Source organism: Methylophilus sp. YYY-1 (assembly GCF_029132825.1).
Taxonomy (GTDB): domain Bacteria; phylum Pseudomonadota; class Gammaproteobacteria; order Burkholderiales; family Methylophilaceae; genus Methylophilus; species Methylophilus glucosoxydans.
Genome location: NZ_WOVG01000001.1, coordinates 1169977 through 1196841, shown reverse-complemented (window position 1 = coordinate 1196841; position 26865 = coordinate 1169977). Strand labels below are relative to the sequence as shown.

The following is a 26865-nucleotide window of genomic DNA, read 5'->3' as shown; positions in this document are numbered from 1 at the left end:
GTAAAATCACTTTATACAAATTTCATGAATGATGAAAGAAAGGCCTTCCATGCTGGAAAACCTGACCGGCCGTTTGCAGGGCGTGATTAAAAACCTGCGCGGCCAAGCCCGTTTGACTGAAGATAATATTGCCGATGCCATGCGCGAAGTCCGCATGGCCCTGCTGGAGGCCGACGTGGCCCTGCCGGTAGTCAAAGACTTTATTGCGCGCGTGAAAGAGCGTGCTAATGGCCGCGACGTATTGCAAAGCCTCACCCCCGGCCAGGCCGTGATTGAGGTGGTGAATGATGAACTCACCGAGCTCATGGGTAAAGCCAACGTCGGCCTTAACCTGGCCGCTGTGCCGCCTGTGGTGATTTTGATGGCAGGTTTGCAGGGGGCAGGTAAAACCACCACCTCAGGCAAGTTGGCCAAGCTGCTCAAAGAGCAAAAGAAAAAAGTCCTGCTGGCCAGTGCCGACGTTTACCGCCCTGCGGCGATTACCCAGCTGCAAACGCTGGCCAAACAGCTCGAGATCGACTGCTTTGATTCCAACCCACAGCAAAAGCCGCTGGACATTGCTGCGCAGGTCATGGATCAAGCCAAAAAGAATTACTACGATGTGGTGATTTTTGATACGGCCGGTCGTTTAGCCATTGATGAAGCCATGATGGCTGAAATCAAGGACCTGCATGCCTACCTCAAGCCCACTGAGACCTTGTTTGTAGTCGACGCCATGCAAGGCCAGGATGCCGTCAACACCGCCAAAGCGTTTGGCGAAACTCTGCCATTGACAGGCGTCATCGTCACCAAGCTGGACGGCGATGCACGTGGCGGTGCCGCCCTCTCTGTGCGCCATGTCACCGGTAAGCCGATTAAGTTCATCGGTGTCAGCGAAAAAGTGGATGGCCTTGAGCCATTCCACCCAGACCGCATGGCGGGCCGTATCTTGGGCATGGGCGATGTCTTAAGCCTGATTGAAGAAGCGCATAAAAAGGTCGACATGGCCGAGGCGCAAAAAGTCGCCGACAAAATCAAGTCTGGCGCCAAGTTTGACCTCGAAGACTTTAAAGCGCAAATGCTGCAAATGCGCAAAATGGGCGGCATGGCGTCACTCATGGACAAAATGCCCAGCCAGATTTCCGGCATGGCGCAAAAGATCAACACCGACGACGTGGATAAATCCATGCGCCGCATCGAAGGCATCATTAATAGCATGACGGCAGAAGAGCGCCGCAAACCCGAGCTGATTAAAGCCACACGCAAAAAACGGATCGCCGCCGGGAGCGGTGTGCAAGTGCAAGACGTCAATCGCCTACTCAATCAATTTGAAGAAACGCAAAAGATGATGAAGATGTTCAGCAAAGGTGGCATGGCCAAGCTGATGCGGGGCATGGGCGGCATGATGGGCGGAAAATTCCCCGGAATGTAAAGCAAAAAATCGGGATGAATAAAAAAATAAACTTTTTATACAAAAAAAGCCAAAACAGCATTGACCAAATTTAATTCATCCTCCATAATCGCGTTCTTTCAAATTTGACGCAAAACAAAGCGGCAGACAAGAAACAGATGGGGTGTTAGCTCAGCTGGTAGAGCAGCGGACTTTTAATCCGTTTGTCGTGGGTTCGATCCCCGCACACCCTACCAAAATATAAAAGACGGCTCGCAGAAATGTGAGCCGTTTTTCTTTTCAGCATACCGAAATATTTAATGAGAGCGCCGGACTCATAATCCGTTGATGCTGTGTTCGACTCACAGAAGCGCCACCATTTCTAGAGAGGCTCAAGGTTAACGCCTTGGGTCTTTTTTGTTTTCTAGGCTGGTTTCACAATCTTTTCACTTTGATATTTCATTATTTCAAATAAATTCTAAAGTTCAATAAGAAGTAATAAGGAAGAAATGTGCTTGACCAAGTTAAAAATTTTTCTATCTTTGTAGCATTTGCAGTAGTCAGTTCATCGGTGAGTGCAGGTAATTACAGCATCAAAGATTTGGGACTTATAAATAATCCACTACTACATAACTGTAAGGCCGCGCGAAATTTGGCGTAAATTTGCACTTTATTTGGAAAAATTTAACGGCCTTAATTGGCAGTTAAATTGCCCTATACAGAAACCAATGCATTATAAAGAATCTTAATAATAACTACGCTGGAAGCGCCAAGTCTGCGATGTAGTTCTGAGCATCAAAATAACTAACCTGAAGATCACGACCTAGAGTCGTGTAGTGCGTACCATCAGTACTAGCATTTGCTTTAAGTTTAGTCGGATCAGTACCAGCAACAGCGGCATTGCCATCCCAGATCCTATCTGGACCATCAGGCTGCCCCTCCAAAGCTCTCATTGCTGTATTGAATGGGCCTGTTACTAAGTCCTGAGTTTGCCCATCTTCATCAATATAGCCATTTGAAGATGAGGTTTTATTACTTGGCAGGATGTAGATGATGTAAGTAAATCCAAGACTTCTACCCAAAGCAATCAGCGCTTTTACTGCATTTACGTCCGGTCCGTTAATGCCAAGTTGAATAATCAACACCCCTTTATCAACCATTTGCTTGCGGATGACACTTTGGGTTGCAAAGTCACCAGGCGCTTGACCAGCTTTAGATATAATCTTGTTTGGCACACCCCATTTATGCAGCCAAACCTGCATATAAGATGTCAGGAAAGAAATAAGCGAGTCACCCCAAACCGTGACAGGACGATAACTCATGTTAGTAGGGTTCAAACCAGACAGAATGCCTCTAAATGAACCTGTGCCGTATGTGCCTGTTCGCCAAGGGTCTTTACCAAAATACTGATTGCTGTAATCAGTTGCATTGTCATAAAGAGCTTCCTGCAATCCATTAAATAATTCATCTTCACCATTTGGAAGCTGCTGTGCGGGAAGCATAAATGTGCCGCCACCTTGCTTATTCACGTACCAGTTAACATACGCTGGAATACCTTTTTTCTGCTTAGCGCCTGGCACCACAAGACGTTTATAGGTTTTGACGCCGCCAGGCAAAACGATGACTGGATTACCGTTTTCTGTAATCTGAGTTCTATCCCAATAGTTTGAGTTAGGGGCTTTAAAGCCATAGTTTTCGGTAGCAGCTTGTTTAAGACCTTTTCGCCACGTAATTGCAGCACTATTGAAGGTTAACGTCGCCCAGCGCAATTCGCCGCTAGAAAACTTAATCAAATAAAGGGCAGACTCAGTTGCGGGGGCAGACATGTTTGCACCGGTTGCGCCGACCGCCAAAGGGCCAGTAAAAGTGCGAGGTGACCAGGTATCGGCGCCATATGCTCCCCCTGGCGTAAAAACGTAGCCTCTTACCTCTAACGTATCTGGTGATACATACTCTGCTGTAGTTGCAGTGTCAAAAAAAGATACGTTAGAAAACTCGACAACTGAGTCAGTTGTGTCTGCCGCAGCCATAGCCATTTGACTAGAATTATGTGCCGTAGAAAGGCTACGTTTGCCACCGTTAGCAGAGCCCAGCGGCGATGCTTGCATAGCAGTTGGACGCGCTGACGTTAAAGCTGGGGTAGCATCAGTATTGGTTGATGAAACAACCAGCCCTGTAAGAGTTACCCTTATCACTTTTCCTTGATCAATGTCCTGCAAAAGGTAAGTACTTTTGGTTGCGCCAGCTATTGCAGCGTTATCTCGATACCATTGAAATCCTGTCGCAATAACCCCATCAGCAACAACTGCAGTTAAAGTTTGGCCAACATCAAAAGTGCCTTGAATCGTTGTTAAGGCTGACGAGCCAGCCTTATTAAAACCCAGTTTGTTTCTGAAAAAAGTGGTCAATGTTGACTTTGTTAAAGCTGCGCCAGTTGAGTCAACCAGAGATGAATAATCAGCTGATAACAAAATGTCATTGCGCTGAGTTCTTGTAAAAATCTTGAATTGATTTAATTCACAAACCCCAAACACATCCGATGCCGGACGTTCCAATTTCACCGTGCCATCTGCTGTTTCTGTAACTACAAGACTGTTTCCGATGATCTCAAATTTTAAAGCCATGATTGTTCCAATATCTATCCAATATAGATAGTTTAGGTGTAATCATTCAATTAGAATTGTGGTTCTGACATGTGTCAGAAGGGGAAATTTATTTTCGTGAAAGGTAAAAAATGGCTGGAACAAGACCAAGAACTCAACAAGAAATTTTAAACAGCTTTAATCATAATTGCGACTATTTATATAGATCATGTAGAGCGTTTGATGCAGGTATGGAAAATGAGGCTATCCGTTTAAGTTCAACACTTAGGACTTTGCTACATCAAACAAATAAAAGTAACTCAATTTTGAATCAGATGAACAAGCTGAGGTCATTAAATTATGTAGATTCAGGCATAAGAAAAAATATACTCATTCAAACTTTAAATCAAAATGCTACACCAGGTTTCAAATATAACTTTCATCCAATTGATACTGGATTGGTTATTCCTGGATTTATGAATAACGAGTATAAATTTGTAGCACCTCTTGTAAAAAACAGATTCCCTCCAGCTGATCCAAAATATAATTGTGTGGTACCAGTAAGGAGTTATTCAGAATGGTGGGAAGATAAATTTATTGAGGTCTCAAATGGGAATACATTTTCCAGAAAAGATATTGTTCTAGCACTTGCTAATAAAGAAGGTGGCAACCATCTTGATCCTGAAATAGAAGTAAAATTTGATCAACTATATCACGATAACTTAGACATGTTCGGATCAACAAACGATGCTCCATTAGAATCTGCAATGCCAAATATTGCATATGCCACAGTCAGACAAATAACATTTGAACTCATGGCTACATTTGATGAAAATTTAGGTACAAATCTTCTTGAAAGAACCCATAAAAACATGGAGCGTCCACTAGTAACTTTTATGCCGATGATGACACTCTACGCAAAGTAAAGTTAATTGTTTGGTAAGCTCAAAACTTACCAAACATTACCGGCTATTTTTTAATAGTTAGATATCAGCAACTCAGTAACTGGTTTATTAGCGGCATTGCCGATACTGTAAGACGTTTTGACTTCACGGATATGAAAGTCTGCGAACAGCTCGCGAATCTGAGGCACGTTGTTGATGCTGACCATCCAGTTACCCTTAGCGCTGGCCAGCTTGTCACGTAGTGTAATGAAGTCGGTCTTATCGAACAAGCCCTTGCCATAATCACTCTCGCAATCCCAATAAGGCGGATCCACATAAAAGAACACGTGCTCGCCATCATACCTGGTAATCAGCTCAGCATAATTCAGGTTTTCAATGGTGACTCGGCTTAACCGCAAATGCGCCTCTGTGAGGTCCTCTGCAATACGATTAAAGTTAAGCCTTGGCGGAGTGCTGTTGGCAACCCCAAAGGACTGATTTACAGCCTTAGCGCCAAATGATGTACGTACCAGGTAGTAGAATCTGACCGAACGTTGAATATCGGTGAGCGTGTGTGGCGCTACCTGCAGCTGGCGTTCAAATTCATCGCGGCTGATCAGGGACCATTTGAAGTACTTCACAAACTCTTCCAGGTGATTCTGTAATACTCGATACAAGGTAATCAGATCACCGTTAATATCGTTGATCACTTCCACCTTGCTTTGTTCTTTTCTAAAAAGCACCCACGCGGCACCAGCAAACACCTCTACATAGCACTTGTGCGCCGGTATCAGTGGAATGATGGTGCCGGTGAGTTTACTCTTGCCCCCGACCCATGCCAGGGGCGATTTCCGTTTTGTTAAAGATCGATCGTGCATCATGACTCCTATCATCCAGGCGTTCATGACGCTCAAAACTATTAATGAGTCCGCAACGCGGACACTTGATACTTAACTTAATGGCCAAGCCTTCAGCCAACTTACGGTTACAACTGCCACATCTAAACTCTGTGGCTTTTTCCTTTGTGCTACGCATACGGTCGCCCTTATAATCGACCCGCCCACGTGGGTGGCAGGGCCTCGGTTGATCCGTAGCTACATTACGGTGAGACGGGGGTGTTAACTACTCGCTATAGTTAACGCTCTCGCCCTGTTTCTTTTAATTTGGCCACTCCAATGGCCCAAGCTCATTAAATAAATCTTCCTTGCTTGGAATAGGTCTTGAACCTGCATTCACATCAGCCAAAATCTCATATGCAAGTTGCCAATGCGCATCACGACGAGAAATCATATATGCAGCCTCAGTTGCAAACTTTTCGACTACAGATCCAGCATAGGTACAACAACTAAGACAATTGTCATAATTGCGTGTACGGGCAAAGCTATTCAAGCGATCTTGAATATCAGCTGTGAATTGAGTGATCAACTGCTCTTGAGTTGGAGATGTGACTGGCTTTTCGCTCAAGGCATCTGCTGGTGGACTGAAACCATAATCATGAATGACATGCTCTGAACCATCCGCAAGCCAGTATTTAAAACCAACAAAATCGGCAATCACTACCCAGTCGGTAAAATCAGCGTTGGCTGCTGCAATTTGATTTGCTGCAGTTGCTGGCGGTTCATTCTCTAGCGCAAGGCCTGTCCAATGCCATGTATCCTGATCTAGTGATGTTTTATAACATTGTTGCGGACCTGTGTAGACATGTGGCGCTTCAGGAGAGTAGTTGTAAACAATTTTTGTATCCATGATGATTCCTAAAATTTAACCATGCCAGCAACGGCAGTGCTTCTAGGCCGCGACGCACCAACTGTTGTTGCAGTATTGTTGTTCAGTGGCCTGGCTAAATTTGCCGATGGCGTGATAGATGAAGAGTTACCTGGATAAGATCCAGTAGAACTTACGACAGACAAACCTTTTAAACTTGATGCATAGTCAGCATCATTAACACTATCAGTACCCATTGCTGCATTGAACTCTGCAACCGTCGCATTATTAATTGTTGCTCCTTCAACAACCAGGTTATGCAGTGCGTCAGGACCAATGGCCGTTGCAATTAATGAAGCTGCTTGCCTAGAGCCGAAAGCTCGGCCAGGATCTATACCTCTACTATCATCCCATAGTCTAAGAAACTCCCCCCGCAAGTCATATGCCTTAAATGTTAACCCATCAGAGTTATCACAAAATACGATATTCCCGGCTACCCAAAGACTGTCAGAAACAAATAATCCATTATGTTTTCCCCATGCTCTTACTGCAGCATAAGTGGAACGACTAAGATTTGCGGTACCAGTTTTAAAATATCCAGGGCGAGGTGTTGCTTGTGTATCTAAAAGCATTGAACCAATCAATACAGAGGCATAACCTGTGAAATCTGCACCATTCGCATTAAAAACCTGCCAAGTCATAATGCTGTTGTAATCGTCATGCCAAATTGGACCAATGTTCTCAGTTGGTAGCGCTTTACCTGATATCAATCTATTAACAATCGATTTTAATGATTGTTTATGATCATTTTCATCAAGAGCAAAACCTGCAGCCTCAACGATATTGCACTGCTCCTCTTGAAAACCGTTGTACCACTCATAACCAGGCACAGTGGCTGGTACGCCGCCTGCAGGATCCGGTTTAGCAAAATAACCAGGCGTGCCACCACTAGGTGGCGCTGGCATCACCGGTACTGCGGTGCTACGTTTAACTCTTTGCATGTTTGCTCTCCTATGTGTAAGCAAAAATAATGTAGGTATGCCCGGGCTTAAATCGATTCATGGTGCACTCCAGCAGAGTGTTACCCCAAACCTCAGTGGCCATTTCTGTATCATCTTCAGTGGTGAGCTCGCGAATGGTATTGAGGGCAGAATTAACCTGCCAGATAAAGCGGTATTTCTCATCAGTCACGGCATGTTCGGTGTCGTGCTCTGTATTTTGCGGCGCCCACTTGGTGATAGTGATGGTGTAACCGAGTGACGCGGCCAGGTCGATATAAAACTGCTCATGCTGGCCACCTTGCATAATGACTTTAGCCACCAGCGCGGCACGACGCTCTTGACTGGATTGCACAATGCCGGAATTAGTGACACAGATTTCTGGCAGGCCGTACACACGTTCCCAGTCCGAAAACATAACAGTAGTTGTGCGCGGATCTGCCTCTATCAGGATCTGGTCGGCACTCGACTCTGCAAGATCTAATGCATTACCTTCAGCAATAAGCTCAGCGTCAAGCAAAGCGCCCGTGCTGTCATAAGAGACTGGCGGCAGTAGCAGCTTCAACAGTTCAGCGTGCATCATGACCAGGCCACGGTCCCCAATACACCAATTTCGCTATGCGTAGCATCAACAAGCGTAGTGACATTGTCAGTCGGTGTCGTTAAATTAAAATCGATAACGCCAGGTGTGCTAGAGACGATTGCGCGAATGCGATTTAAATAAACCTTATCACCTGGTTTGAGTGTTGAAAAATAAGCGGATAACGCCTTATTAATCGCAGTTTTTACCGTTGCTGCATCATAGCCAGCAGCAATCGTTAAATTACCTGCAATATTGACGGTGACAGCTGTTGGCGCTAATGCCAAAAATCCATCCTCTGCCCATACTGGACGAGCCTTATCAACAGATACTTGAACAGCTGCAATCAATGGCGCACCAGGAATCCCCGTATCAGTCAAAATAATGACATCCACAGTTCCAATGCCACGCCGGTTTGAATAAACATAGGCAGCCGTGACACCAGGGACATCCATCGCCCAGGTATAATAATCATGCGACGCACCACCGCAAGGCGGGTTACGCAGTACAAATAACAGTCGAGATAACAACGAGGCGTCAGACTCCGCATTAGTACCATTTGCCATTGTTGCAATCAGCGCACTCGACGACACACCACCTGGTGCTGCGGTAAGGGTTAACGGAGTAGAAGCTGCAAGATTTCCTGCTGTGCCGGCAATCGATGCCTGTGCAGCGATTGTTGCATTGCCAGCGCCATCCAGCGTACCGGATGCGGTTGTGACAAATGCAGTCCCATTGACATCTTTAGCCTCGGTGGCCGCCGGAATTGTGCTACCTGGCGTGCCATTAAAAGTGATAGTGCCAGTAGAAAACGTGGCCACTTTACGCGTGAGTTTGCGCATTCCGGCGTGCTTTTCCAGATAATCTGAATCGGCGGTATCAGGAAATATCTGCCGCATGATCCATTGCTGGTGCTGGTATAACCCCTCAATGGCCGCACCATTAGCATTAGCTCGCACAGCAAAATCAGAATCTTTTCCGACTGACGCAGTGGGGACCTGGTTGATGATGTCGCGTAGGATACCGTCTCTAATGGCCTGATAGTCAGGGGTATTAAATGGCATATCAGTAAACCTTCACAGGGTGTTTAAAGGTCAGCTGGCGACCGCTTGCCGCAGTGACTTCTATCAGTAAATTTAACCAACCGTTATGCGGCTGCTCGGTAGAGACAGCAATACCGGTTACACGGCCATCATCAATAATCGGCTGCAGCGCTTGCTCGCAATATTGCTTAGCTAACACGCTTACCCGCTTAACATCTTTTTCGCGCTCAAGCGTATGCAGCAGGCTGCCAATGGTTGGGTCATCCCAATAGCTACCCAATGGCGTCATCAGGCGCAGATATACCGCATTGGCTAGACCCTCTGCAGGATCCCGCGTGACAACACCAGCTGTTAACTGGTAGTCGCGGGTAATTGGATTAATCCAGGCATCCATTACATTAATCCATTAGGAGTACTTACTGATCCGCCTTGAGGATCGTTATGCGTATGCGAGTTATATATATCTCGCATACTGGCAACAGTTTCATTTTGAGTATCGTACTTATCAATAATGTCGCCTTTAACTTTAAGATCTCCACTGATAGTCACAAGTGGGCAAGTGATTTTTAATTCACTGGCAGCTACAATTTCTATCTCATGGTTTTGGCGCAATACGATACTGTCACCAAACATGGTATATAGAGCCACCTCACCGCTTTTTAAACCAGTTAAGCGATAACTTCCATGCTCGGTTGCAATCACAATGCCGTGTACCGTTTTGCCGCCAATCGGCAACACAATGCCTTCAGTCCCTGGGGGGGGATTAGAGGTAAAGCCGTAATCCTGAAACAACTCGTTATCCTGCAGCTTTTCAAGCTTGAGGCCTTCCCCCTGAACCAGGGCGACGCTTGGGGATGTATTCACGCGCATTAAGCGCCCTCTAAATGCCAGACGCATACTGCCAAGCGCCCGCTTTATCCGTTTATCCACATCAGCCCACATCGAGGATCTCCCCGGGCGAATCATTTTTGCCGCGACGGTGTTTGCGCTTATGCGGATGCGCATCAAGCGCCCAGATTCCATCTTCTTTAAGCATTAGCTCTGTACGCTGGCCATCTTGACGGCTGCCTGTAAAGCGTCGAGACATAAGGAAAAATACCCCGTCGATACCATGCGGCTCTGAGACAACATGTACACGCTGACCGGGCGTCCACAAAGCGCCGCCTTCTTTTATGCGGTGGCCTTTTACCTTGGCCACAAGTTCAAAGGATGAAAGCCTGCTATCCGCCAGCAATTTACGGGCGCGATCACGGCAGATGGCAGCGCTATCTGACTCATGGTCGACCACCACTTGCGGCCGATACCAACTCACGCCTGAATCTTGAGCTGTAGCTTTAAGTGCATTTTTGCCCTCTTCAGTTTCAGTACCATGCGTCTGGCCAAGGACAGTGACCTCAGAATACCGGTTAGATGCGCTGCGTTTACGCTCAAGCTCCTCTACGTTATTTCCCTTGCCATCACGGTTCATCACCAGCGTCGCCACTGTTGGGGCTGAGTAATCTGGGCCGCCGATCACCAATGTGCCATCCGGTGTAAACCACGGCCATAATCCGTTAGCTTCAGCTGCATTCCTTAAAGTATCCCAAGCTCTATCGCCAGGCTCGACATTGATTTTTTCACGGCGGGAGGTTGCTTCTGCATCAATCACAACCTTATGAATGCCCAATGGCCGCACGACCTTAGCTACAATTTCTTCTAGCGAGGCCAAACGGGCCACCCAAATTGGCGCCGCACAATCTACCAACACCGCCGCGCCATCACGGCCAGACATCGAAAGCGTACGCTCTGACTTGGTCACAGCATCAGCAAGCTCGTCAACGCGGCCAATCATCACGGTGTCATTGCCAATTTTTATTTCAACTGGCGACCAGGGCTCAACAAAATCCGGCAATTGGCCGGTTTTTAATCCCAAGCTAACATGCCACGCATCAGCAGGCGTCATCAGATCCGACTGAATGTCGTAACTCTCCCAGATCTGGTGCGCCCGGTTACCGATCAATACAGTCACTTTATCTAGAGTAGGCATTAAGCTGGTCTCCAGTGCTGATAAAGTTAGGCTGGCGTAGCTGGCCGTTCAGGCGCAATAACTCTGCGGCGCGGTTATGGTCGCCATACCATTTATGGGCGAGCAACCTTAGATTACCTGGTGCTTCAACCTGACGGGTAACAAGCGGCGGTTTTGCCTCTATCACGGACTGGGCAGTCACCTGCAGGTTATATGCGGTTTGTTTTAAAGCCTCAACAACAGGGCGTGAGGTTTCAATTGGATACTGATCGCGATAGGAAGTGATTACATCCTGAATAGCAGCTCGTGGCGCATTGGTAATTGACTCTACTTGTGTAGAGGTTAACGTCGGTGATTGAACCTCGGATGCCAGAATAATCTGAGTGGTATCTGCCATGCCCAGCGCCTGTTCAAGCGCAATATGATTATTGATTAATTGGCTATCACTAACAGGTTGACCAGACTGCGCAGGCAGTAAAATTGCGGTGCTGAACCGGTCTTGCAAATAGCGCCAGTCACCAAAGAGTGTATTCACATCAAACACACGTAGATCTACGATGCCAGAGATAAGCGAAGAAACGTCAGAAGCCCATGCCCGTGGATAATTCACGGTATCGAGCCCACTCAAAATCACCTGGCTGGCCTGCTGCCGCAACTGAGTCAACACACTCAACATCGAGCCGCGTAATTGATCCAACCGAGTTACATTGTTAACACCGCTAATTTTTGAGACTTCAGCGGCCAGCACATCTGCGGCGCGGTCACGCACAGTTTGTATTGAGCTTGATATTGCACTGGCTTTTTGGCCAGGCAACTGCATACTGAAAAAGTCAGGGGATGGCGTCGACTCTTTAAAACGCAAGCTTACTTTTGCAAAATCGGCATCATCAGCTTCATGATGGATTTTATAGCCAGCTGGCTGAGCGTTTTTAATTGAGCCGAATACAGGATGAATCAGCTCTCCGGCACCTTGCTGCCGGAAAGCCTTCATAAAAAGGTCTAAATCTCGAGCATAATTATCCCCCCAGAAGACAGCCTCAACAGAAATGATTCGGGCATTTTCTCCAAGATCATCATTATCTGCACCATCCACATATGGATAAGCATGCTCGGCAAGCGCACGATCAGCCTCATCATCGGTAGAGACGCAATTAAATTGCACCCCACGAAAGGATGCATCAAGAAGATTTTCCCAAGCCATAGCGAGAGGTTACACGCGCGCGTAACCGTGCTCGATACTGACACATGTCAGTTCTAATAGCGTCGGGCAGAACGGGAGTTTTCCTGGTTAACTGCGGCCACGATGTTGCCGTTTTTAACGTCGACCGTAACTTTAATAGGGGCTTGCTCTTTGTGCGTTAATTGATAAATCAGGCTACCAAGTGAATTGGCGTTTCCGTCGGTCATTTTGCCTATACTCCAGCCAATGCCCTTATTAAGTAGCGAGCCCACCCCATAACCAGCAGCCCCTGCAGCCAATAGGCCACCACCGGCCAATGCTGCGCCACCTGCACCGCCTGCGGCCAAAAATTGCCCTAATGGCATGCCGCCAGCAAGCGCAGCGGTCACACGCATACCAGTAGCAGCACCTGCGGCACCGGCAACCACACCGGCACCCTTGCCAGTGAGCATGCCCGCCAAACCAGCTGCACCGGCGCTTGCTGCTAAAGCAGTGAGCGCAGTAGCAGCAACTGTAATCGCTGCAGTTAAGCCAGGGTAATGCTGTGCATAGTCTGCCAGCTTGGATGATACATCGCCAATGACCTTAGATATCCCGCCAAATCCATCTTGTTCAGCAAATGCTTTTTCATTGGCCAATCTGGCGGTTTGATAGGATGGCGTGCTTGAGATTAAATCAAAGTTTCTGGCTGCAGACCCTTTTGATTTACCTGTGCTAGGATCAATATTGTCCTCAATATTTTTTAGGTATTCACGATTGTTCATGATGCCGACAAGCGCCATTAAGGCTTGACGATCTTGCACGATCTTACCAATCGCTGAACCCTCAAGGATATCCGCTTGTGCAGCAAATGCTTGCTGCTGCGTATCGCCTTTAGATGCGGCTGCCTGTTTTTTTAATGCCTGAAACTTACTGTCACGCTTGGTAATGCTGTCAACAATTCCGACAAAAGCATCAAGTGAATTCATGCCCTTAGCTTGCGCTGCAGCCAAGGTACCAGGCAAATTAATCCCCAGTTTTTGCGCATCTTTAGCTGTATCTTGGCTGTTGATTTTAGCAAGTAGGTTCACCAGGTTGTTACCGGCTTCATCTTTGGTACCAGCGGTAATCACAGCTGCCTGATTATAGGCCAATAGCTTTTGCATTCCGCCCATACCAGTCATGCCACTGAGTTTTGCCGCAGCCATTTGCTGCGGTAGCCACTTGGCCATATCCTTGAGCTCAAAGCCACCTAGCTGACCTGCCATGATAGCCATATCAATCACATCGCCCATCTGATCTGGTTTGATACCAAAGGTTTGCATGCCACGGATACCGATATTGGCTAAATCAGTAGGATTGGTATTTGCAGCTGTCGCTGCTTTCTGCAGCTGAGGAAGAATCTTCATTGCAGACTGCGGACTAAATGCGCCAGAGGCAATCAGGGTATCAAGTGTCTCTGCAGCCTGGTCACGATCACCACCACCCGCACGTACGGCCTTGATAATCGCCTGATTAAGTTGTCGCATGCCTGCTTGACGACCAGTTTTATCCAGTGACGAAAATGCCGTGTTGGACATATTGGCCAAACGCAGATCGTAACTCATTGTCCGCTCTATAGGCCTCGAGGCAACATATACCCCGGCGCTAATGCCGGCAGCTACCCGGCCTGCTGTTTGAACGGCCTTTAAACCACGCTCTGCAGCAGCAGCTGCGCGGGTAACCTGGTTGATGCCACCAACCAGAGTAGACATTGATAAACGGCTAAGTGCATTGCCACTTTTCTCGACTGCATCCATATCCCGCTTAGCCATGCTCAAGGCACGGTTAAGCGGTTGTGAAAGTTTATCTAGCAGTCGCAGGGCCAGCGTAACGCCCAAATTGCTATTCGCGGACATCGTTAACCCTTTTTGTTGATACGGCGTTTATTCACAAACCGCCGTGTATTTGACTCACCCTGTGAGGCTGACTGTTTACCGATCAGGATTTCAAGATACGAATCCAGCTCTGGGCCAGTCATGTTTACAACTTCCTCAGCTGTAAATCCATGCTTGCGCAAAGCCAGAATCGCTACTCTGGTTTTTTTGAGGGCGCTTTCGGCGGTATCAACTTTTTTTGCAAGCTTTCCCGAGCTTTTTCGAGGGCATCATAATCGACATCGAGCAGCTGATACACAAAGTCAGTTGTAATCAATTCACGCGGGATATCGCCAATAGAAACAATCTGGCGCGCAAGAATAGCGGTTCCCAGACGCAAGGCACTGGCGGCTTGGTCACCCAGCTCCTCAATCGCCTCAATATTGTCCAGCAGCTTGGCAGGGCGCAACTCAAAATCGCGGTGCACCTTGCCATTGTGCTCAACCCCAACAGGTAAAATGTCTTTGATCGTAATCATTCGTTCACCTTACGCAACGCAGCCATCGAAAGGTCCTGCTTTGCTTCACCGTCGACAGTGTATTTTTTACCCACCTCAAGTGTAAAACAATCCAGGTAGCTTTCGCGTTTACCACCTGCCGACAACGGATAGATGGTAATTTTAGCCCCTTCAATCGCCGCCCAGTCGAGATCACCAGTTAACGGGATCACTGCCGTGACTTTCAGGTCATACTCAGCGATACCTTTAGCAAAACCCTTGGCACGCCCGGTTTTGTTCATGGTCTTGACCAGCTTGCGGCCAGTCTTTTCGGTCACATCCACGCTCTCGATCTCGACTTCTTGGCCGTCGACCTCCATCACGATTGCGCCCAAATATTCTTGCAATGCCATATTGTTCTCCTTTAGTTACAACAGCAGATCAATGCGGCCAGCAAAGATATGCAATCCATTTACCACATCGGCCGGGATCCGCGCATTCAGTCTGTTAGGATCCTGCGAATCACGTTCAACGATCACGCCAGCTTTATTCGCATCCACGTTTTCGACGATCTCCAGCTCCTCGAGCTTGTACAGCACGTCCAGGATCTCAGATCGTGCTTTATCTTGAGTACGTTCTGACAGTTTTTCACGTGGAAAACGCAAGCTGATACGCTCACGCACGGCTTTACGCACATAGTCCAGCGTACGGATCGTGGTCAAATCAAGCAGGCTGATATCTGGGATCCCCTGTGGATCCAGTGTATAAGTGGTGACTGCACGCACAATTTGTACTTTATCGCCCGGGCCAACTTCGCTTGGCGTGATGCCGTTATTGAGCGCATTCTCCTGTTCAGTACGCATCAATCGGTTTGCAAGCGGGTTGGGTAAAATACCGGTCAGCGGCAAAGTGTTGAGCGGCCGCGCCGGATCCTCTTCACTGGCAATCACAGCGCCATAGGCGGCAGCCACTTCAAATACGTTGTCGTAAGCCGTTGGTAACAAGAAACCTGTGATACGACCTGAGTTAACGCTGCTGGCCAGCGTGGTTGATGCTGCCAGCGTACCGACGTGCGCAAATACACCCACAGCGCCGCGTTGCTCAAGCGGGCCACTCACATTATCCAGGTGAGTACGCAGCGCAGTGAGATTGGTGGCATCATTCCAGGCCGAAATAATAATGTTATGGCCAGCACTAAACACAGCTGCCAACGCAGTCGTAATTGTCGGATCCGTTGCACCGGGTGTGCCTGCTGTAACAGATGCAGTGACACCAGATGCGGTAATGCTGAGGGAGACAGGGATCTGGTTCCCAAGCGTGCCTTTGTTTTTTGCTGTAAGCGTTACCGTGTTAGTGGACACAGTCGCCGTGTAGGGCAAATCTGGCTGCTTGGCAATTTGTGCTTGCAGTGCACTGGCAATATTATTAGCAGTGTCACCCGAACTAATCGCAATCACTACGCTTTGATCACCGACATTCAGTTGCGCGATCCCTGTAGACGATGCTGGGCCAACAAAGGGAATCGTTTTTGTCGCGGCAACAGAGCCAGCCGCATCATCTAATGCAACTACCTGAAGCGATAAGTAAGGGTTTGCCTGCAATGCGGCCAACACCATCAAATGCGCAATCGAGCCGCGGCCAAAGTAGGTCGCAGCATCCGCACTCGAAAACACATCAACAATTGCGCCTGCAGCAATGCTGCCACTGGCTAAACGTTGACCTAAAATCAAAGTTTTTTGCAAGTTACCTGGCAGCGTACGCACTGCCAGCTTGGTATTAAACTCAAAATACTTACCAGGCTTGCGAATGCTGGATGAGATGCTATCAAAAGAGATATTTGGGCTGGCCATTATTCAGCTCCTTTTGCTTTTTTGGTTTCAGTTTTCTGCTCGGTGATAATCAAATCACCATCACTAATTCGGCGCAGGTAGTACGCAGAGTCATCTGACACCTCGACGGCCTCCTGCTCAATATAGTCATGAGGTTTATCCTCTTTGGGCACTTTGATACCCGGGGCTGCAACTACAAACATGATGACTCCTAACTTAAAGTGAGTAGATCGGACGCGTCTGGAATATCGTCGCCCGGTTTTAGGGTGTAATTCAAACCAATCTTCAGCAAATCAACCTCATCTTTGCTTGGCACTTTTTCTACAAATGCAGTCGACCATTCCAGACTAAAAACAGAGAGCCCCGCATTACGGATGCGTGTGTTATATAAAGTGCGTACAGCGCCCGGCTTTAAGTGCTCAATGGCCAAACCAAAGTCCTGCCGCATCAGCAAAGTGCGCACATCAGATAAAAGCTGATATGTACCCACTTCACCAGGAGAGCCATGCCTGGTGGATTGCTCATTACGCAAATTGCGCGCCGCGACAAATGTCACAAAGGTCGCTGGCACTAAATACTTTTCCGAACCCAGTGGCTTGGGCTTTGCCCCACCGGCATAGCTCACCCAGACTGCTGGATAGCTGCGTATGACTTCGCCCAGATCTTCGTCAAACTGGCCGCCATAGCTATCAACCGTTTTAAGGTATGCCATGCCAGCCGCTGCTTTAATCTCCGTAATAATGGCGGTCTCGACCTGGCTGATAATGTCAGTCATCAATAACCATCCAGTGCTTCATCCGTAAAAACTCCGGGCGAGCTGATCGATTTAACGCCACCAGCAGTCGCAACAATCGGTTGCTGTAATGCGTTAAGCCCGAGGCTGATCTCACCCCGGGACACCTTGGTAAAAAAAGCCACTGCATCTTTATATCTATCGCGGATTTCTTTAGTCTCAGTGACCTCACTACTGCACAGACGATACCTGGCAATGTCGCAGGCAAAGTCCCGCACAATGGTTGGCGTGCTGGCCAGGGGCAAATCATAGCGGCCAGCCAGATAAACATTGATCTCGTTATCAGCAGCCGTCAGGCCACCTGACAAAACGCTGGCATCAATCACTCCAGTGTTGTCCCTGTCGGTAAGCGCAACCATCTCGCGATTACCGAAGCGGGACACCATATCTTGCTGGGTGGCATAACTCATTAATCAGCAGCTTTCGCTTTGCGTGTTTTCTTGGGTGCTTCAGAGCTAGCCTGATCTGCTTGAGCTGGATCGGCCGGAGCCTGATCGGCTTGAACTGGTGCAACTTGTTCTAGCGCCTCGGCTACCACCAGGGCGGCAACCACCCCGGTGGCCGACCCGTCAAGAGTCGTAGTGGCAGCGTCAAGAATAGTTTGGCCATCACCCCCAGCGGTAGAATCTACCGCTGGGGCAGGATCGGCAGGATCCTGAACGGCATCGGCACTGGCAGGTATAAGGTTGCCTTCGGCTCCGGGGGCTGATGCCTCCGGAGCTTCTGGCGTTGCAGAGGCATTACCCTCTGCTGCGGCTGGCCCATTGGCCTCTTCAATATTCGTGCTGGCAGCAGCGTTTGTCTGCGCTGCCAGAGTGGCATCACCACCATCCTTATTATTCAGTGGGTCATGGTTGGTCTCTTTGTCAGCTTGTTCGGCTAAAGCATCGGCAGCTGCAGTGCTTTCGCCACTTGGAGTGCCAGCTGGAGGATCACTTTCTGCATCACCCTCAATCTCAACCACAGCATCACAATCAACCAACAGGTTGGCCTCTTCATCAGTCAAATCAATCGTGCCTGGAGGCATATAATCTTTACCGTTGTGGCGGATAGGCTCCAAACACTGATAAGTCTTAGTTTGCATGTCGCTTCCTTTCATGGAATTTACACAAGCCCTCTGGATCCAGAGGGCTTTAATAAATACCCTGACTTATCCCACCACATTAGTCATAAGGAAGCCGCTCAATGCACCAGCAATGACTGGTTGCACTTCATCGGTCACTGGGTAAATCCAAGACTTGGCATTACGGTCTACGTAGGGCTCTTCAACAATTGGGAAATTGCGCAGTTGGTATGTATAACCATAGCTTGGCAGGCCTTGATCTTGCAGCTGACCAATTTCGGTATAAGCAACTACAACAGACTTGCCCCATACATCATTAAAAGTGCCTTGATCATCAGCCCAAACTGCATCACCAACATATACCCGCTTCACATCCCACAAAGCCGCCAGCAATTCTGCTGTCACGACATCACGGCCTGTGTATTTGATACGGTCAATCACTTCAGGATGGTTTTTCAGATCAGCAAATACTGCAGCGCCAATCACAACCGTATTTGCACGCTTACCAACCTTGCTACGCACGGTCTCAATGGCATCAGAAACAATTGACGCAGGCTTGGATGATGCGTTATCAAACATGTCGGTACCAGAAAGCACGCGCTTGTTAGATGCTGCATAGTTTGCCGGGTTGGTAGCCAGGTCCGCCTGGGCTTTTTCCAGGCGCAAAGCAATGATATTTTGCGTTTTGTTCACTGCCATCTTGCCCGTATCGATACCAGGCACTTGGTTTGCATCTTGCATCAGCTCAAATGGCACTTGGCCTTCCAAAGAGTGTTGCTCTAGCGCATAAGGTGCACCTTGGTAGCCATAGTTAACGCGTTTGGTAGCCCCACCTGGCGCACGGCCAGTGTTGTAGAGCATGAAGTCTTCTTTGCCGAACGTAATGATTTTGCCGCCGCGCTGATCTACCGGAACAGTAGGGAACAGATACTGGCCAACATAATCAGCATTTTTATACCCTTGCGCAGCAGTACTCAGGATAGGATCAATCACACGCGCTTGGCCTGGCGTCATCACGTACATCAAAGCGCCAGATTTATACATTTGGTTTTCAAAATACAAACCAAGATGGTTACGCATCGAAGGCAACGCAAATAACAACAACGCAGGTAAAAACAACAAACCCAAAATCAAAACTTCATTCATCTCACAACTCCTTTAAGGAAAAATCAAAATTAGTACAAAAAACCAGCGGCGTTTAGTTAGGGAACAGGATGACCTCAACGATCTGGCCTGCTACTGTCGCCACCTCACCAGGGGCGAGCCGCGCCAAACTTACGCCAGTGTTTTTGGTGACGGCGCGCCCGAGGTTATCAGTCTCAACTAGCGCCCCAGCTGAAATAGCAGCTCCAGCTTCTACCATTGATGTGCCATGCGTTTTAACCGCTACACGGGCGCCGATGGCAGCATCCGAGTCAGCTACACCATAAGCATTAGCACCGGCAGCTGGCACACCGCCTGCTGTAGATACAAAACGGTTTGCCGTCAGCGCCGCCGTGGCGACGATTGATAACTTTAAAAGAGGGATTTCTTGTCTCACGATTTACTCCTGGTTTAATTAATAAGTGAGTGGTGGATGAATCAGGCAGAAACCTTTTTTACAGCGTCGATAAAATCGATATTGTGCTCCTGTGCATACTTTGTAGCTTTAGCATGCAGTTCCAACTTATCATTAGATACAGCCATGCCTTGTGGGGCAGCAAAAGATACGGTGCCATCACCGGCATCACCATCAGCACCTGCATGCTCGCCAAAATTGACCAGCACCGGCGCTTTTTCCAGCTGCGCCTTGTAAATGGCCAGCGGGGTCTGCGATTGCTTACCGTCACCCTCACCAAACTCAACGGTAGATTCATCGCCAGCCAGCTTATCGAGCATGACCACAGTGGCGTCTTTATCCGCTGGCAGCAGCTTGCCTGCCTTAATCAAGCCTTCAGCGAAGCTGACATGGCCAAGGTGCAAGGTTTGTTTTTGCGCCTCGGCAAAGCTGGCCACTTGGGTGGTCAAGGTCTGGTTTTGTGTAGTTAAGGTCTGCACTTGCGTTTTAAGCGCATCCATTTGGGCTTGTTCTTGAGGTGTCATAGGTTCTCCAGGATTACTGGTTTCAGAAAAAGAGGTGGTAGGGACTGCGCCATCATCAGCGTCGTCATTGTCTTGCGCTGCATTGATCTGCAGGCTTTCAATCTGGTACGCAGGCAAAACAGTGTCCGCAGTTTCAATGCCGTCCTTGCTGATGATCCAGTCACGCAGGGAGCGTAATAAACCGGCAATGGTCATCTGATCCCAGTCGGCAAACTCGACCACGCCTTCTGCTTCTTCAGCAAAATTGGCAGATTTAAAGCTGGCAGACTTTAAGCCCTTGACTGCAGGCGGAGTAGCTCCGAGGAAGCCGATGTGTTTTGGGTAGTAAACACCAGGCACAGGATTGCCCGGGGAGTCTGGCAGGTAAAAGCTGCCAGAGACTTTCTTGTATTTGCCATCGTTGACGATCTCAGCAAAGTCGGCATCTACCTGGTGCGGGATCGCCTCCAAGCGTTGCGTTTGCTCGTTGAACTGCACGGCCTTAACCCAGCCATATGCGGGATCGTCCATTTTTGGATGACCGACAACGAGAGGAGCATCATGCAGCTCTGGTTTGTAGGCAGCAGCCGTTGCACGCAAATGATCGGCAGTGACGTGCACAACCTTGCCGCTGGTGTCGACATGCTTGCCGGGTTTGAAGAATTCGATTGGGGCTGGATTAGTCATGCCTCCATGTTAGAGGCAGGGGAAACATTACTCGATACTGACGCGTGTCAGGTCATTGCGGGAGGGGTGAAACTGCAAACAATTTACCACGGGACAAAATTGCGGTCAAAACTATGCACGCGCATGGGGCAAAAATAGCGTTAACCCCCCGTTAAAAATTGAGAACGGAATTTTTTAATACCGATATAGCCTGAAACTGAGAAAACGCGTTTAATCGCTTAAAAATTACTTGTAAAAAAACGTGCTTAAATCAGGCTGTTTAAATAATCACTGACGTTACCTTCTATCATCAACTCATCGTCAGGGGAGATCCCAATATATGGCCGGGCTGGAATATCTCCCCACGGGATGGGAGAGTTGCGCTTCGTCCGCCCGAATGATCCTTTTTCGGCACCCAGCTGCTGGGTAGCAGAATATTCTTTAGTTGAGAAAATCGTCACGCCTTCTGCATCTGCTTCATAAGCGATTTGATCTCTGAGCGTGCCACCAGCAACAAGCGGCTGATTGCCTTTTTTACGTGCAAGTGTCGTGGGTTTATTTGGGGCCCACTGAGAGCCATCAGGCGCGGTACCGGTATCAAAGCGGCGCTTGGTTGATTCAACCCAGTCTTCCCCAATGGCCAAGAATGCAGGCCGTGGATTTGCCGCGCCTTCAGCCAGGCGGCCAAGGGCAGCCAGTACAGCTCTGTTCTGCCAGGTGAGTTCTATCATTGAGTGTCTCGCTTGATTTTTTGCATAAAAGGCCGATAATAAAACCACTTCGGTGGCAGTGCTCGATTGGTAACAGGGTGGCTCCCGCTTTGCGATCACTTAAGTAGGTTCGATTCCTACCTGCGACCGGAGACCTCAACAATCTGCCAGTTTCCGCTTTTCACCTCACCAGCAATACTGTAGTCGTCTACTCTAAAGGCAGTCAGTATCAGGTTTAAGCCTGTTTTTTTAGATTTCTGAGGATCAAACTCAATAGCTATTTTGGCCGGCCCTTTTTCTTCAGCCACAAAAATCAGTGTGTCATTTCTGGTATCGTAATAAATCGCGCCTGGTGCGTTTAATAACGCAGGCACATTACGCCATTCATCCAAAGTTAACGCATTGCCGGCTGCCAGGTGTCTAGCCTGTTTAGCGCCAAACGGAAGGTAATCAGGCACGGCAATTTCAGCACTTACCGGCATGGCCTTTTGATTCTTGGCTAACCAGGTGAGCGTGTCTGGCGCCATCGCGGCCAACACGGTATAGCTACCAGATGGGCGTTTAGCTGTGTCAAGTGCATCAAGCTTTTGCCACCACATTTCCTGCCGCTCTTTGGCAATTACCGGAGCAAGCTCTTTCCACATAGCAGCGCCAATCGGGGCATCGAGCTTGATCAGTTTGCTATCAACAAACGACTGCATTGGTTTGTTGACATTTGCACCCGGGGCATAATCAAAACCCTTATCAATACCAATCGGCGCGCCGGTTTTAGGGTCTATCTGATTCCAATTGTCCGGGCGTTGGCCTTTGCCATCGCCTTGCGCAGCTTTATAGTCAGCAGCGCTGGCAGCAGTAATGCGGCAATGGCATAAATACCCATTTGGGCAAAAGTGTGTTTTCCAGAAAACATCGGTATGCGGCAAGGTAATGCCATTCCAGCTTAAATGCATGGGCCGTGGGTGACGTACCCCATCCGCATGCACATAGCGCCAGTATGGGCGTACCTTTAGCAGATCAGGATCATTGAGCTGCGTCCAACGGCCAGCGGCGTAGCTGGTGCTCATGTTGGTTTGGTAAATGATGCGAGTGCGCCAGTCACGGCCTTTCTGTGAGCCTTCGCCCGTCCAACCGGTCCAGCCATTTTTTGCAACAACGGCATCAAAGTTTTGCCTGAACCACTGAATGCTCTTACCTTCAGCGATGGCCTGATTCACGCTATTGCGCAAGTCGGCCACCAGATCAGCTTTCATGGCACCGGCTACAATAAAGGCGCGGTCATGCGCAGCGAGCTTGATATCATCATACCGCTCACTTGGCAGGTTGATTTTCTGGCTAAAAAAGTCAGCTTGCTCTTTGAATGGCTTCTTTAAAACAGCATTAATTGCCATCACTCACATCCGACATACCAGCAAGCTCTGCAGCAGAGAATGCAATTGTCATCACATTGGTGAGCTTATCGCTATCCAACTGCGCAAATTCAGCAATTAAGTCATCACGTAACTGCTCAAGGCTATCGGCATTCTCAACCAGGTGTTGCACCTGTTTTAATATTTTGTCAAAAGCGGGCGCAGCCTCTGCAGACAATTGATCTTCACGTGCAGATTGCGCAAGCGTGATCGGATCCTCATTGCCTTCAGCAAATGACACCTGCTGATTATTGTCTGGGCCCGGGGGAGTAGTTGAGTCATTCGCTGCCGATTCCTGCCATTCACCGTCATACTTCTCCTGGATATATTTAAGCGTCGGTTTAAAGCCAAGCTGTTTAATCTTGGTATCCCGATCGGCACGCTTATCGAGATCCTCCGGCTCTTCTACCTCACGCCATACAGTCGGGTAAGCTGCCCCCGCAAAATTCCAGTCGGTAAGCCAGCGAGCTGGTCCAGCGTTGAAACTCATGCAGATCACATCGGCATCGGCCTTGACGATATCCAGGCGCACATCACTCTGCAGCTGGTCGTTACCGAGCCGCCCGGGCGTGCCCTGGGTACTGGCTGTTTGGCCGAGGATCACCTGGGCAATGGCATCATCCATCACACGGACCATGCTGGCATAATCGGCTGCGCCACTGCGCGTGGCTTCAAGCAGATTGATAATCATGCCTTCAGGGGTGATCACCGCGCTATCGTTCTGGATATCTCTCAGCGCGTTGAGCAGCTTGTCCTGCTCTGCTTCCTCTGTCCCTTGCGGGTAAGTCCCATGTGCCGTTGGCGTACCAAACTTATCCAGAAACTTCAGCCAGAACTTGATGCCGCTACGCTTGAAAAACACCGGCCAGTAAAGCCAATGTGCCAGGCCAAGGCCATATGGCTCATCGTGGTGATCAGCTCCGCACGAAAAATACCAGAACTTACGCTCGGGCAAGATCTCGCCCATAGGCTTTTGCATGGTCTTCAGGCGCAGGCTCATATCCGGGGCAAAGCCAAACCGGCGACGGTCGCGCACTTTGATAGCCTGGGGAATAATGCGGCTACTATCTTCGGCCCAAATCGCTTCAGCGACCGCATAGCCGTAATACACGCCATAAAGCATTTTCTCGGTGATATCGTCAAACTGCAGGTTATTGAGCTGCTCGGTTAAAAACTCAGCGGCCTTTTTATCTACCAGTTTATTGCCCCCGGGTTTCACATTCCAGCCACGGCTAGTCACTGCGCTAAAGCGCTGCGCCAGGCAGGTTTTTACCTTATCGTCGCGCAGTACTTCCTGGTAAATGCGCAAATCACCGGCACCCTTGAGCTGCAGCAGCTTATCTTGCGGTGCCAACAATGGCAGGTTATCAATAAAGCCCCGGGTGATATCACGGCCATCCTGCGTGGTGGCTATCTCGTTTTTTTCTGGCTTGGTAATGTTTTCATCGGCCATAATTTACCTCAATTATCTGTAAACCAATCTTCATGTAGCTTGCGCCAATAAATACCAGCCTTAAAACCACTTCTGGCCGCCTGAAACAAATAACCAGCGAATACAAATGGTGATGACAAGGTCATAATAAATATGCTTTTTAACCAGTTCATCACATAAACCCGTTTAAGCTGTTGATAGACTCTCGGCGTCCAGCGCTGCGCAAATCGCTTGGGGAGAAGCCTTCTTGCTTCATCGCATAGTCAGCCAAGAAGAGCGCAATGGCACCGTCGCCGTGGCGCTGTTGTTTCTTGTCCCCGCCACGTTGCTTGCGTTCACTGGCAGGGACCTTGGGCACGCCTTTGATTTTCTTGATTGCTTTCAAATCGTCTCGGATTTCATCATCCCGGGGGATGTCGGTCATCAAGCCGTCCTGGAACGCTGCCTGAAAGTGCGGCATATGCTCAACGTAAAAGCTGTCTGATAAGTGAATTGCCTCAATGCGCAGTTGGCCAAACTTCTGCTGGGCAAACTCGGCCAGTGCCAAACCATTGCCTGTGGCATCCATCGCCGCCTTGCGGAAACGCGGCAGGCGCTTGGCCACATACTCCAAAATGTACTCTTGCGCCTTGTAGGGGCAGTTTGATAGCTCAATCCATATCACGACTGGTGTGCGCAGGTTCTTGGCTTCTGCCAGCACTGGCATCACTGTCAGGTCACGCTTACGGCCAAAGTCCAGGCCAAACACATGCGGGCGGGATTTATCCAGGCGCATCAGATGTGGCAGAAGGTTGTCTTTGCACCACTCTTCAATTTCTTGCCTGCGCCGGTGTTCTGGCAGCATGGCAAACGCATTATCCCAATGGCCACGCACCAGTGGCGTACTGTCAGACATGCGTGATTGAATCAGTGAAGTCGGCAAGAACACGCCAGATCCGGAGGCCGGGATAACATCCAGCTCCTCATCCGCATCTGCGCCGTAAAAGTCATACACATCATTGACCCACTTGATCTGCTCCTCTTCCACCCAAGGAATGCCCTTGCGCATACATACGCGCTTATACAGGCCATCTTCAACGGCCTGCTGGAAGGTAACGCGGTGCACAGTGCCTTTACGTTTACCCGCGCGGACCTCATTGATCAGCTCATTAAACTGGTTGTCTTCGCCGTCATGCGTTGAGATCAAGCGAACTTTACCGCCCCAGATCAAGAAAGCCATCGCGGCCTTGACTAGCTCGCCCAAGTCATCCTGGAATGCTGCCTCATCGCCAACCAGCACTCCCTGACGGCCACGCAGCTTGCGTGGGCGCGATGCAAGTGCGATGATCTTGAACCCAGACTCAGGGAAGCGAATTGAAAACGTGCGGATATGCTTGTCGTCTTCATCCTCTTCCCACAAGCCTTCCTCAACTTCACCGGCAGCGCGGTTAAATACCTTGGCCCACATGGCGCACGCCTGGATATACTCCTCGGTCATCTCTTGGTCGGTGCCGATGTAGTACACATTCTGGCCACCGGCTGATTTTTCGGAGGCAGCGATCAATACGTCATCAGCAGCCTCGGCCCAAGTGATACCGGTCCGTCGCGCTTTCTCCATGATCTTGAAAGGCGACTGGTCCGCGATCCACTCTTGCTGATAACCCAGCAAAGCATGCGGCAGATCATCCTGCTCTGCATAGATTGCGGCAACCTGGTCAGCAATGATGCTCAACGGCTTACCCCCAAGATTTCGGCACGCAGCGCCTCAACGGTATCTTTAGTAAGGCCTTTGGTTTTTGCAATTGCCGTGACTTTTTCAGCGGCCTCCCGGGTGGCTTCTTCACGCACCTTGAGGATACGCTCTGCAGTTAACTTATCGGCGCCTGCCAAGTCTTTTAACGCTTTGGCCAACAGCATGACATCCATGCTGCTGCCTGCCTCCATGTCGCCAATGGTCTGAAAAGCTACGGTGCGCAACATTTCTGCAAGAAGCCGACCAATGTCACCTTCAGGATCCTGCTGCAGCTTGCCCACCCATACCTTGGCCACCTCTTGCGCCTCACGGTATTTTTGCATCTGCTCTTCGGCCTTTTGCTTGTAGCGGCCAACCGAACTGCGCGAAGCCTCCCCGCCTAGGTCTGTGATCAGCTTAACGATATCGTCAATGGTGGCACGGCCCTCGCGGATAGCCTCATCCACTGCCGATTTAATGCGAGGATCCAACTGCTTGATGGATGATTTACCTGCCAT

The 26865-nt window shown here is 49.0% G+C and carries 29 protein-coding genes and 2 tRNA genes; 4 read left to right on the top strand and 27 right to left on the bottom strand.

Translation table 11 applies throughout. The features are described from left to right. Positions 1 to 49 precede the first annotated feature (49 nt). A complete protein-coding gene (ffh, locus tag GOC95_RS05800) occupies positions 50 to 1411 on the top strand; it encodes a signal recognition particle protein (protein WP_194749092.1) in 1362 nt (453 codons plus the stop codon). Positions 1412 to 1550: 139 nt separating this feature from the next. Further along, positions 1551 to 1626, top strand: a tRNA-Lys gene (locus GOC95_RS05795). Positions 1627 to 2124: 498 nt separating this feature from the next. On the opposite strand, the gene GOC95_RS05790 is transcribed toward GOC95_RS05795, so the two are convergent. Further along, the gene (locus GOC95_RS05790; RefSeq protein WP_275356270.1) at positions 2125 to 3993 is read right to left on the bottom strand and encodes a hypothetical protein; all 1869 of its coding nucleotides are present in this window, start codon (positions 3991 to 3993) and stop codon (positions 2125 to 2127) included. Positions 3994 to 4103: 110 nt separating this feature from the next. Here GOC95_RS05790 and GOC95_RS05785 point away from each other — a divergent pair, with 110 nt between their 5' ends. Next, the gene (locus GOC95_RS05785; protein ID WP_275356269.1) at positions 4104 to 4877 is read left to right on the top strand and encodes a hypothetical protein; all 774 of its coding nucleotides are present in this window, start codon (positions 4104 to 4106) and stop codon (positions 4875 to 4877) included. Between the two features lie 50 nt (positions 4878 to 4927). Here GOC95_RS05785 and GOC95_RS05780 read toward each other — a convergent pair whose 3' ends face one another. From GOC95_RS05780 to GOC95_RS05675, 22 genes are all read right to left on the bottom strand, one after another. Then, the gene (locus GOC95_RS05780) at positions 4928 to 5740 is read right to left on the bottom strand and encodes a DNA adenine methylase (protein ID WP_275356268.1); all 813 of its coding nucleotides are present in this window, start codon (positions 5738 to 5740) and stop codon (positions 4928 to 4930) included. Further along, positions 5652 to 5870, bottom strand: a complete 219-nt coding sequence (locus GOC95_RS05775; protein WP_275356267.1) for a Com family DNA-binding transcriptional regulator — start codon at positions 5868 to 5870, stop codon at positions 5652 to 5654. Before GOC95_RS05775 ends, GOC95_RS05780 begins: the two co-directional genes overlap by 89 nt. 123 nt (positions 5871 to 5993) lie before the next feature. Further along, on the bottom strand, positions 5994 to 6581 hold the full coding sequence (locus tag GOC95_RS05770; protein WP_275356266.1) for a hypothetical protein: 588 nt from the start codon (positions 6579 to 6581) through the stop codon (positions 5994 to 5996). A gap of 8 nt (positions 6582 to 6589) precedes the next feature. Further along, positions 6590 to 7540, bottom strand: coding sequence for a hypothetical protein (locus GOC95_RS05765; RefSeq protein ID WP_275356265.1), 951 nt, complete (start codon positions 7538 to 7540; stop codon positions 6590 to 6592). A 10-nt stretch (positions 7541 to 7550) separates the two neighbouring features. Then, on the bottom strand, positions 7551 to 8120 hold the full coding sequence (locus GOC95_RS05760; protein WP_275356264.1) for a putative phage tail protein: 570 nt from the start codon (positions 8118 to 8120) through the stop codon (positions 7551 to 7553). Then, the gene (locus GOC95_RS05755; RefSeq protein ID WP_275356263.1) at positions 8117 to 9181 is read right to left on the bottom strand and encodes a baseplate J/gp47 family protein; all 1065 of its coding nucleotides are present in this window, start codon (positions 9179 to 9181) and stop codon (positions 8117 to 8119) included. Before GOC95_RS05755 ends, GOC95_RS05760 begins: the two co-directional genes overlap by 4 nt. 1 nt (position 9182) lies before the next feature. Further along, positions 9183 to 9554, bottom strand: coding sequence for a phage GP46 family protein (locus GOC95_RS05750; protein ID WP_275356262.1), 372 nt, complete (start codon positions 9552 to 9554; stop codon positions 9183 to 9185). Further along, positions 9554 to 10102 carry a phage baseplate assembly protein V gene (locus GOC95_RS05745; RefSeq protein WP_275356261.1) on the bottom strand — a complete coding sequence of 183 codons (549 nt, stop codon included), beginning with the start codon at positions 10100 to 10102 and terminating at the stop codon, positions 9554 to 9556. Before GOC95_RS05745 ends, GOC95_RS05750 begins: the two co-directional genes overlap by 1 nt. Continuing rightward, on the bottom strand, positions 10092 to 11186 hold the full coding sequence (locus tag GOC95_RS05740) for a phage baseplate assembly protein (protein ID WP_275356260.1): 1095 nt from the start codon (positions 11184 to 11186) through the stop codon (positions 10092 to 10094). Before GOC95_RS05740 ends, GOC95_RS05745 begins: the two co-directional genes overlap by 11 nt. Then, a complete protein-coding gene (locus GOC95_RS05735) occupies positions 11170 to 12366 on the bottom strand; it encodes a DNA circularization N-terminal domain-containing protein (RefSeq protein WP_275356259.1) in 1197 nt (398 codons plus the stop codon). The genes GOC95_RS05740 and GOC95_RS05735 overlap by 17 nt, the downstream gene beginning before the upstream one ends. A gap of 53 nt (positions 12367 to 12419) precedes the next feature. Then, positions 12420 to 14222 (bottom strand): phage tail tape measure protein, encoded by a 1803-nt coding sequence (locus tag GOC95_RS05730; protein WP_275356258.1) that lies wholly within the window; start codon positions 14220 to 14222, stop codon positions 12420 to 12422. Positions 14223 to 14394: 172 nt separating this feature from the next. After that, positions 14395 to 14718, bottom strand: coding sequence for a hypothetical protein (locus tag GOC95_RS05725; protein WP_275356257.1), 324 nt, complete (start codon positions 14716 to 14718; stop codon positions 14395 to 14397). Beyond that, a complete protein-coding gene (locus GOC95_RS05720) occupies positions 14715 to 15089 on the bottom strand; it encodes a phage tail protein (protein WP_275356256.1) in 375 nt (124 codons plus the stop codon). The genes GOC95_RS05725 and GOC95_RS05720 overlap by 4 nt, the downstream gene beginning before the upstream one ends. A 15-nt stretch (positions 15090 to 15104) precedes the next feature. Next, positions 15105 to 16526 (bottom strand): phage tail sheath subtilisin-like domain-containing protein, encoded by a 1422-nt coding sequence (locus tag GOC95_RS05715; protein ID WP_275356255.1) that lies wholly within the window; start codon positions 16524 to 16526, stop codon positions 15105 to 15107. Then, entirely contained in the window at positions 16526 to 16708 is a 183-nt protein-coding gene (locus GOC95_RS05710; RefSeq protein ID WP_275356254.1) for a DUF2635 domain-containing protein, read from the bottom strand. The genes GOC95_RS05715 and GOC95_RS05710 overlap by 1 nt, the downstream gene beginning before the upstream one ends. Before the next feature lie 8 nt (positions 16709 to 16716). After that, a complete protein-coding gene (locus tag GOC95_RS05705) occupies positions 16717 to 17280 on the bottom strand; it encodes a phage protein Gp37 (RefSeq protein WP_275356253.1) in 564 nt (187 codons plus the stop codon). After that, entirely contained in the window at positions 17280 to 17708 is a 429-nt protein-coding gene (locus GOC95_RS05700) for a DUF1320 domain-containing protein (protein WP_275356252.1), read from the bottom strand. Before GOC95_RS05700 ends, GOC95_RS05705 begins: the two co-directional genes overlap by 1 nt. Next, positions 17708 to 18382 carry a hypothetical protein gene (locus GOC95_RS05695; RefSeq protein WP_275356251.1) on the bottom strand — a complete coding sequence of 225 codons (675 nt, stop codon included), beginning with the start codon at positions 18380 to 18382 and terminating at the stop codon, positions 17708 to 17710. The genes GOC95_RS05700 and GOC95_RS05695 overlap by 1 nt, the downstream gene beginning before the upstream one ends. A 66-nt stretch (positions 18383 to 18448) precedes the next feature. Further along, complete coding sequence (locus GOC95_RS05690) at positions 18449 to 19507, bottom strand: hypothetical protein (protein ID WP_275356250.1); 1059 nt, start codon at positions 19505 to 19507, stop codon at positions 18449 to 18451. Between the two features lie 52 nt (positions 19508 to 19559). Further along, on the bottom strand, positions 19560 to 19901 hold the full coding sequence (locus GOC95_RS05685; protein WP_275356249.1) for a capsid cement protein: 342 nt from the start codon (positions 19899 to 19901) through the stop codon (positions 19560 to 19562). 41 nt (positions 19902 to 19942) lie between these two features. Continuing rightward, positions 19943 to 21109, bottom strand: coding sequence for a hypothetical protein (locus tag GOC95_RS05680; RefSeq protein WP_275356248.1), 1167 nt, complete (start codon positions 21107 to 21109; stop codon positions 19943 to 19945). Positions 21110 to 21354: 245 nt separating this feature from the next. Continuing rightward, on the bottom strand, positions 21355 to 21819 hold the full coding sequence (locus tag GOC95_RS05675; RefSeq protein WP_275356247.1) for a phage virion morphogenesis protein: 465 nt from the start codon (positions 21817 to 21819) through the stop codon (positions 21355 to 21357). 51 nt (positions 21820 to 21870) lie between these two features. Between GOC95_RS05675 and GOC95_RS05670 the strand changes: the two genes are divergently transcribed. Continuing rightward, positions 21871 to 21948: transfer RNA gene (locus GOC95_RS05670), tRNA-OTHER, on the top strand. Here the strand turns inward: GOC95_RS05670 and GOC95_RS05665 are convergent. From GOC95_RS05665 to GOC95_RS05650, 4 genes are all read right to left on the bottom strand, one after another. After that, positions 21936 to 23186, bottom strand: a complete 1251-nt coding sequence (locus GOC95_RS05665) for a phage minor head protein (RefSeq protein ID WP_275356246.1) — start codon at positions 23184 to 23186, stop codon at positions 21936 to 21938. The genes GOC95_RS05670 and GOC95_RS05665 overlap by 13 nt on opposite strands. Continuing rightward, a complete protein-coding gene (locus tag GOC95_RS05660) occupies positions 23176 to 24657 on the bottom strand; it encodes a DUF935 family protein (RefSeq protein WP_275356245.1) in 1482 nt (493 codons plus the stop codon). Before GOC95_RS05660 ends, GOC95_RS05665 begins: the two co-directional genes overlap by 11 nt. Positions 24658 to 24808: 151 nt before the next feature. Next, positions 24809 to 26347, bottom strand: a complete 1539-nt coding sequence (locus GOC95_RS05655; protein WP_275356244.1) for a hypothetical protein — start codon at positions 26345 to 26347, stop codon at positions 24809 to 24811. After that, the gene (locus GOC95_RS05650) at positions 26344 to 26865 is read right to left on the bottom strand and encodes a phage protein Gp27 family protein (protein WP_275356243.1); all 522 of its coding nucleotides are present in this window, start codon (positions 26863 to 26865) and stop codon (positions 26344 to 26346) included. The genes GOC95_RS05655 and GOC95_RS05650 overlap by 4 nt, the downstream gene beginning before the upstream one ends.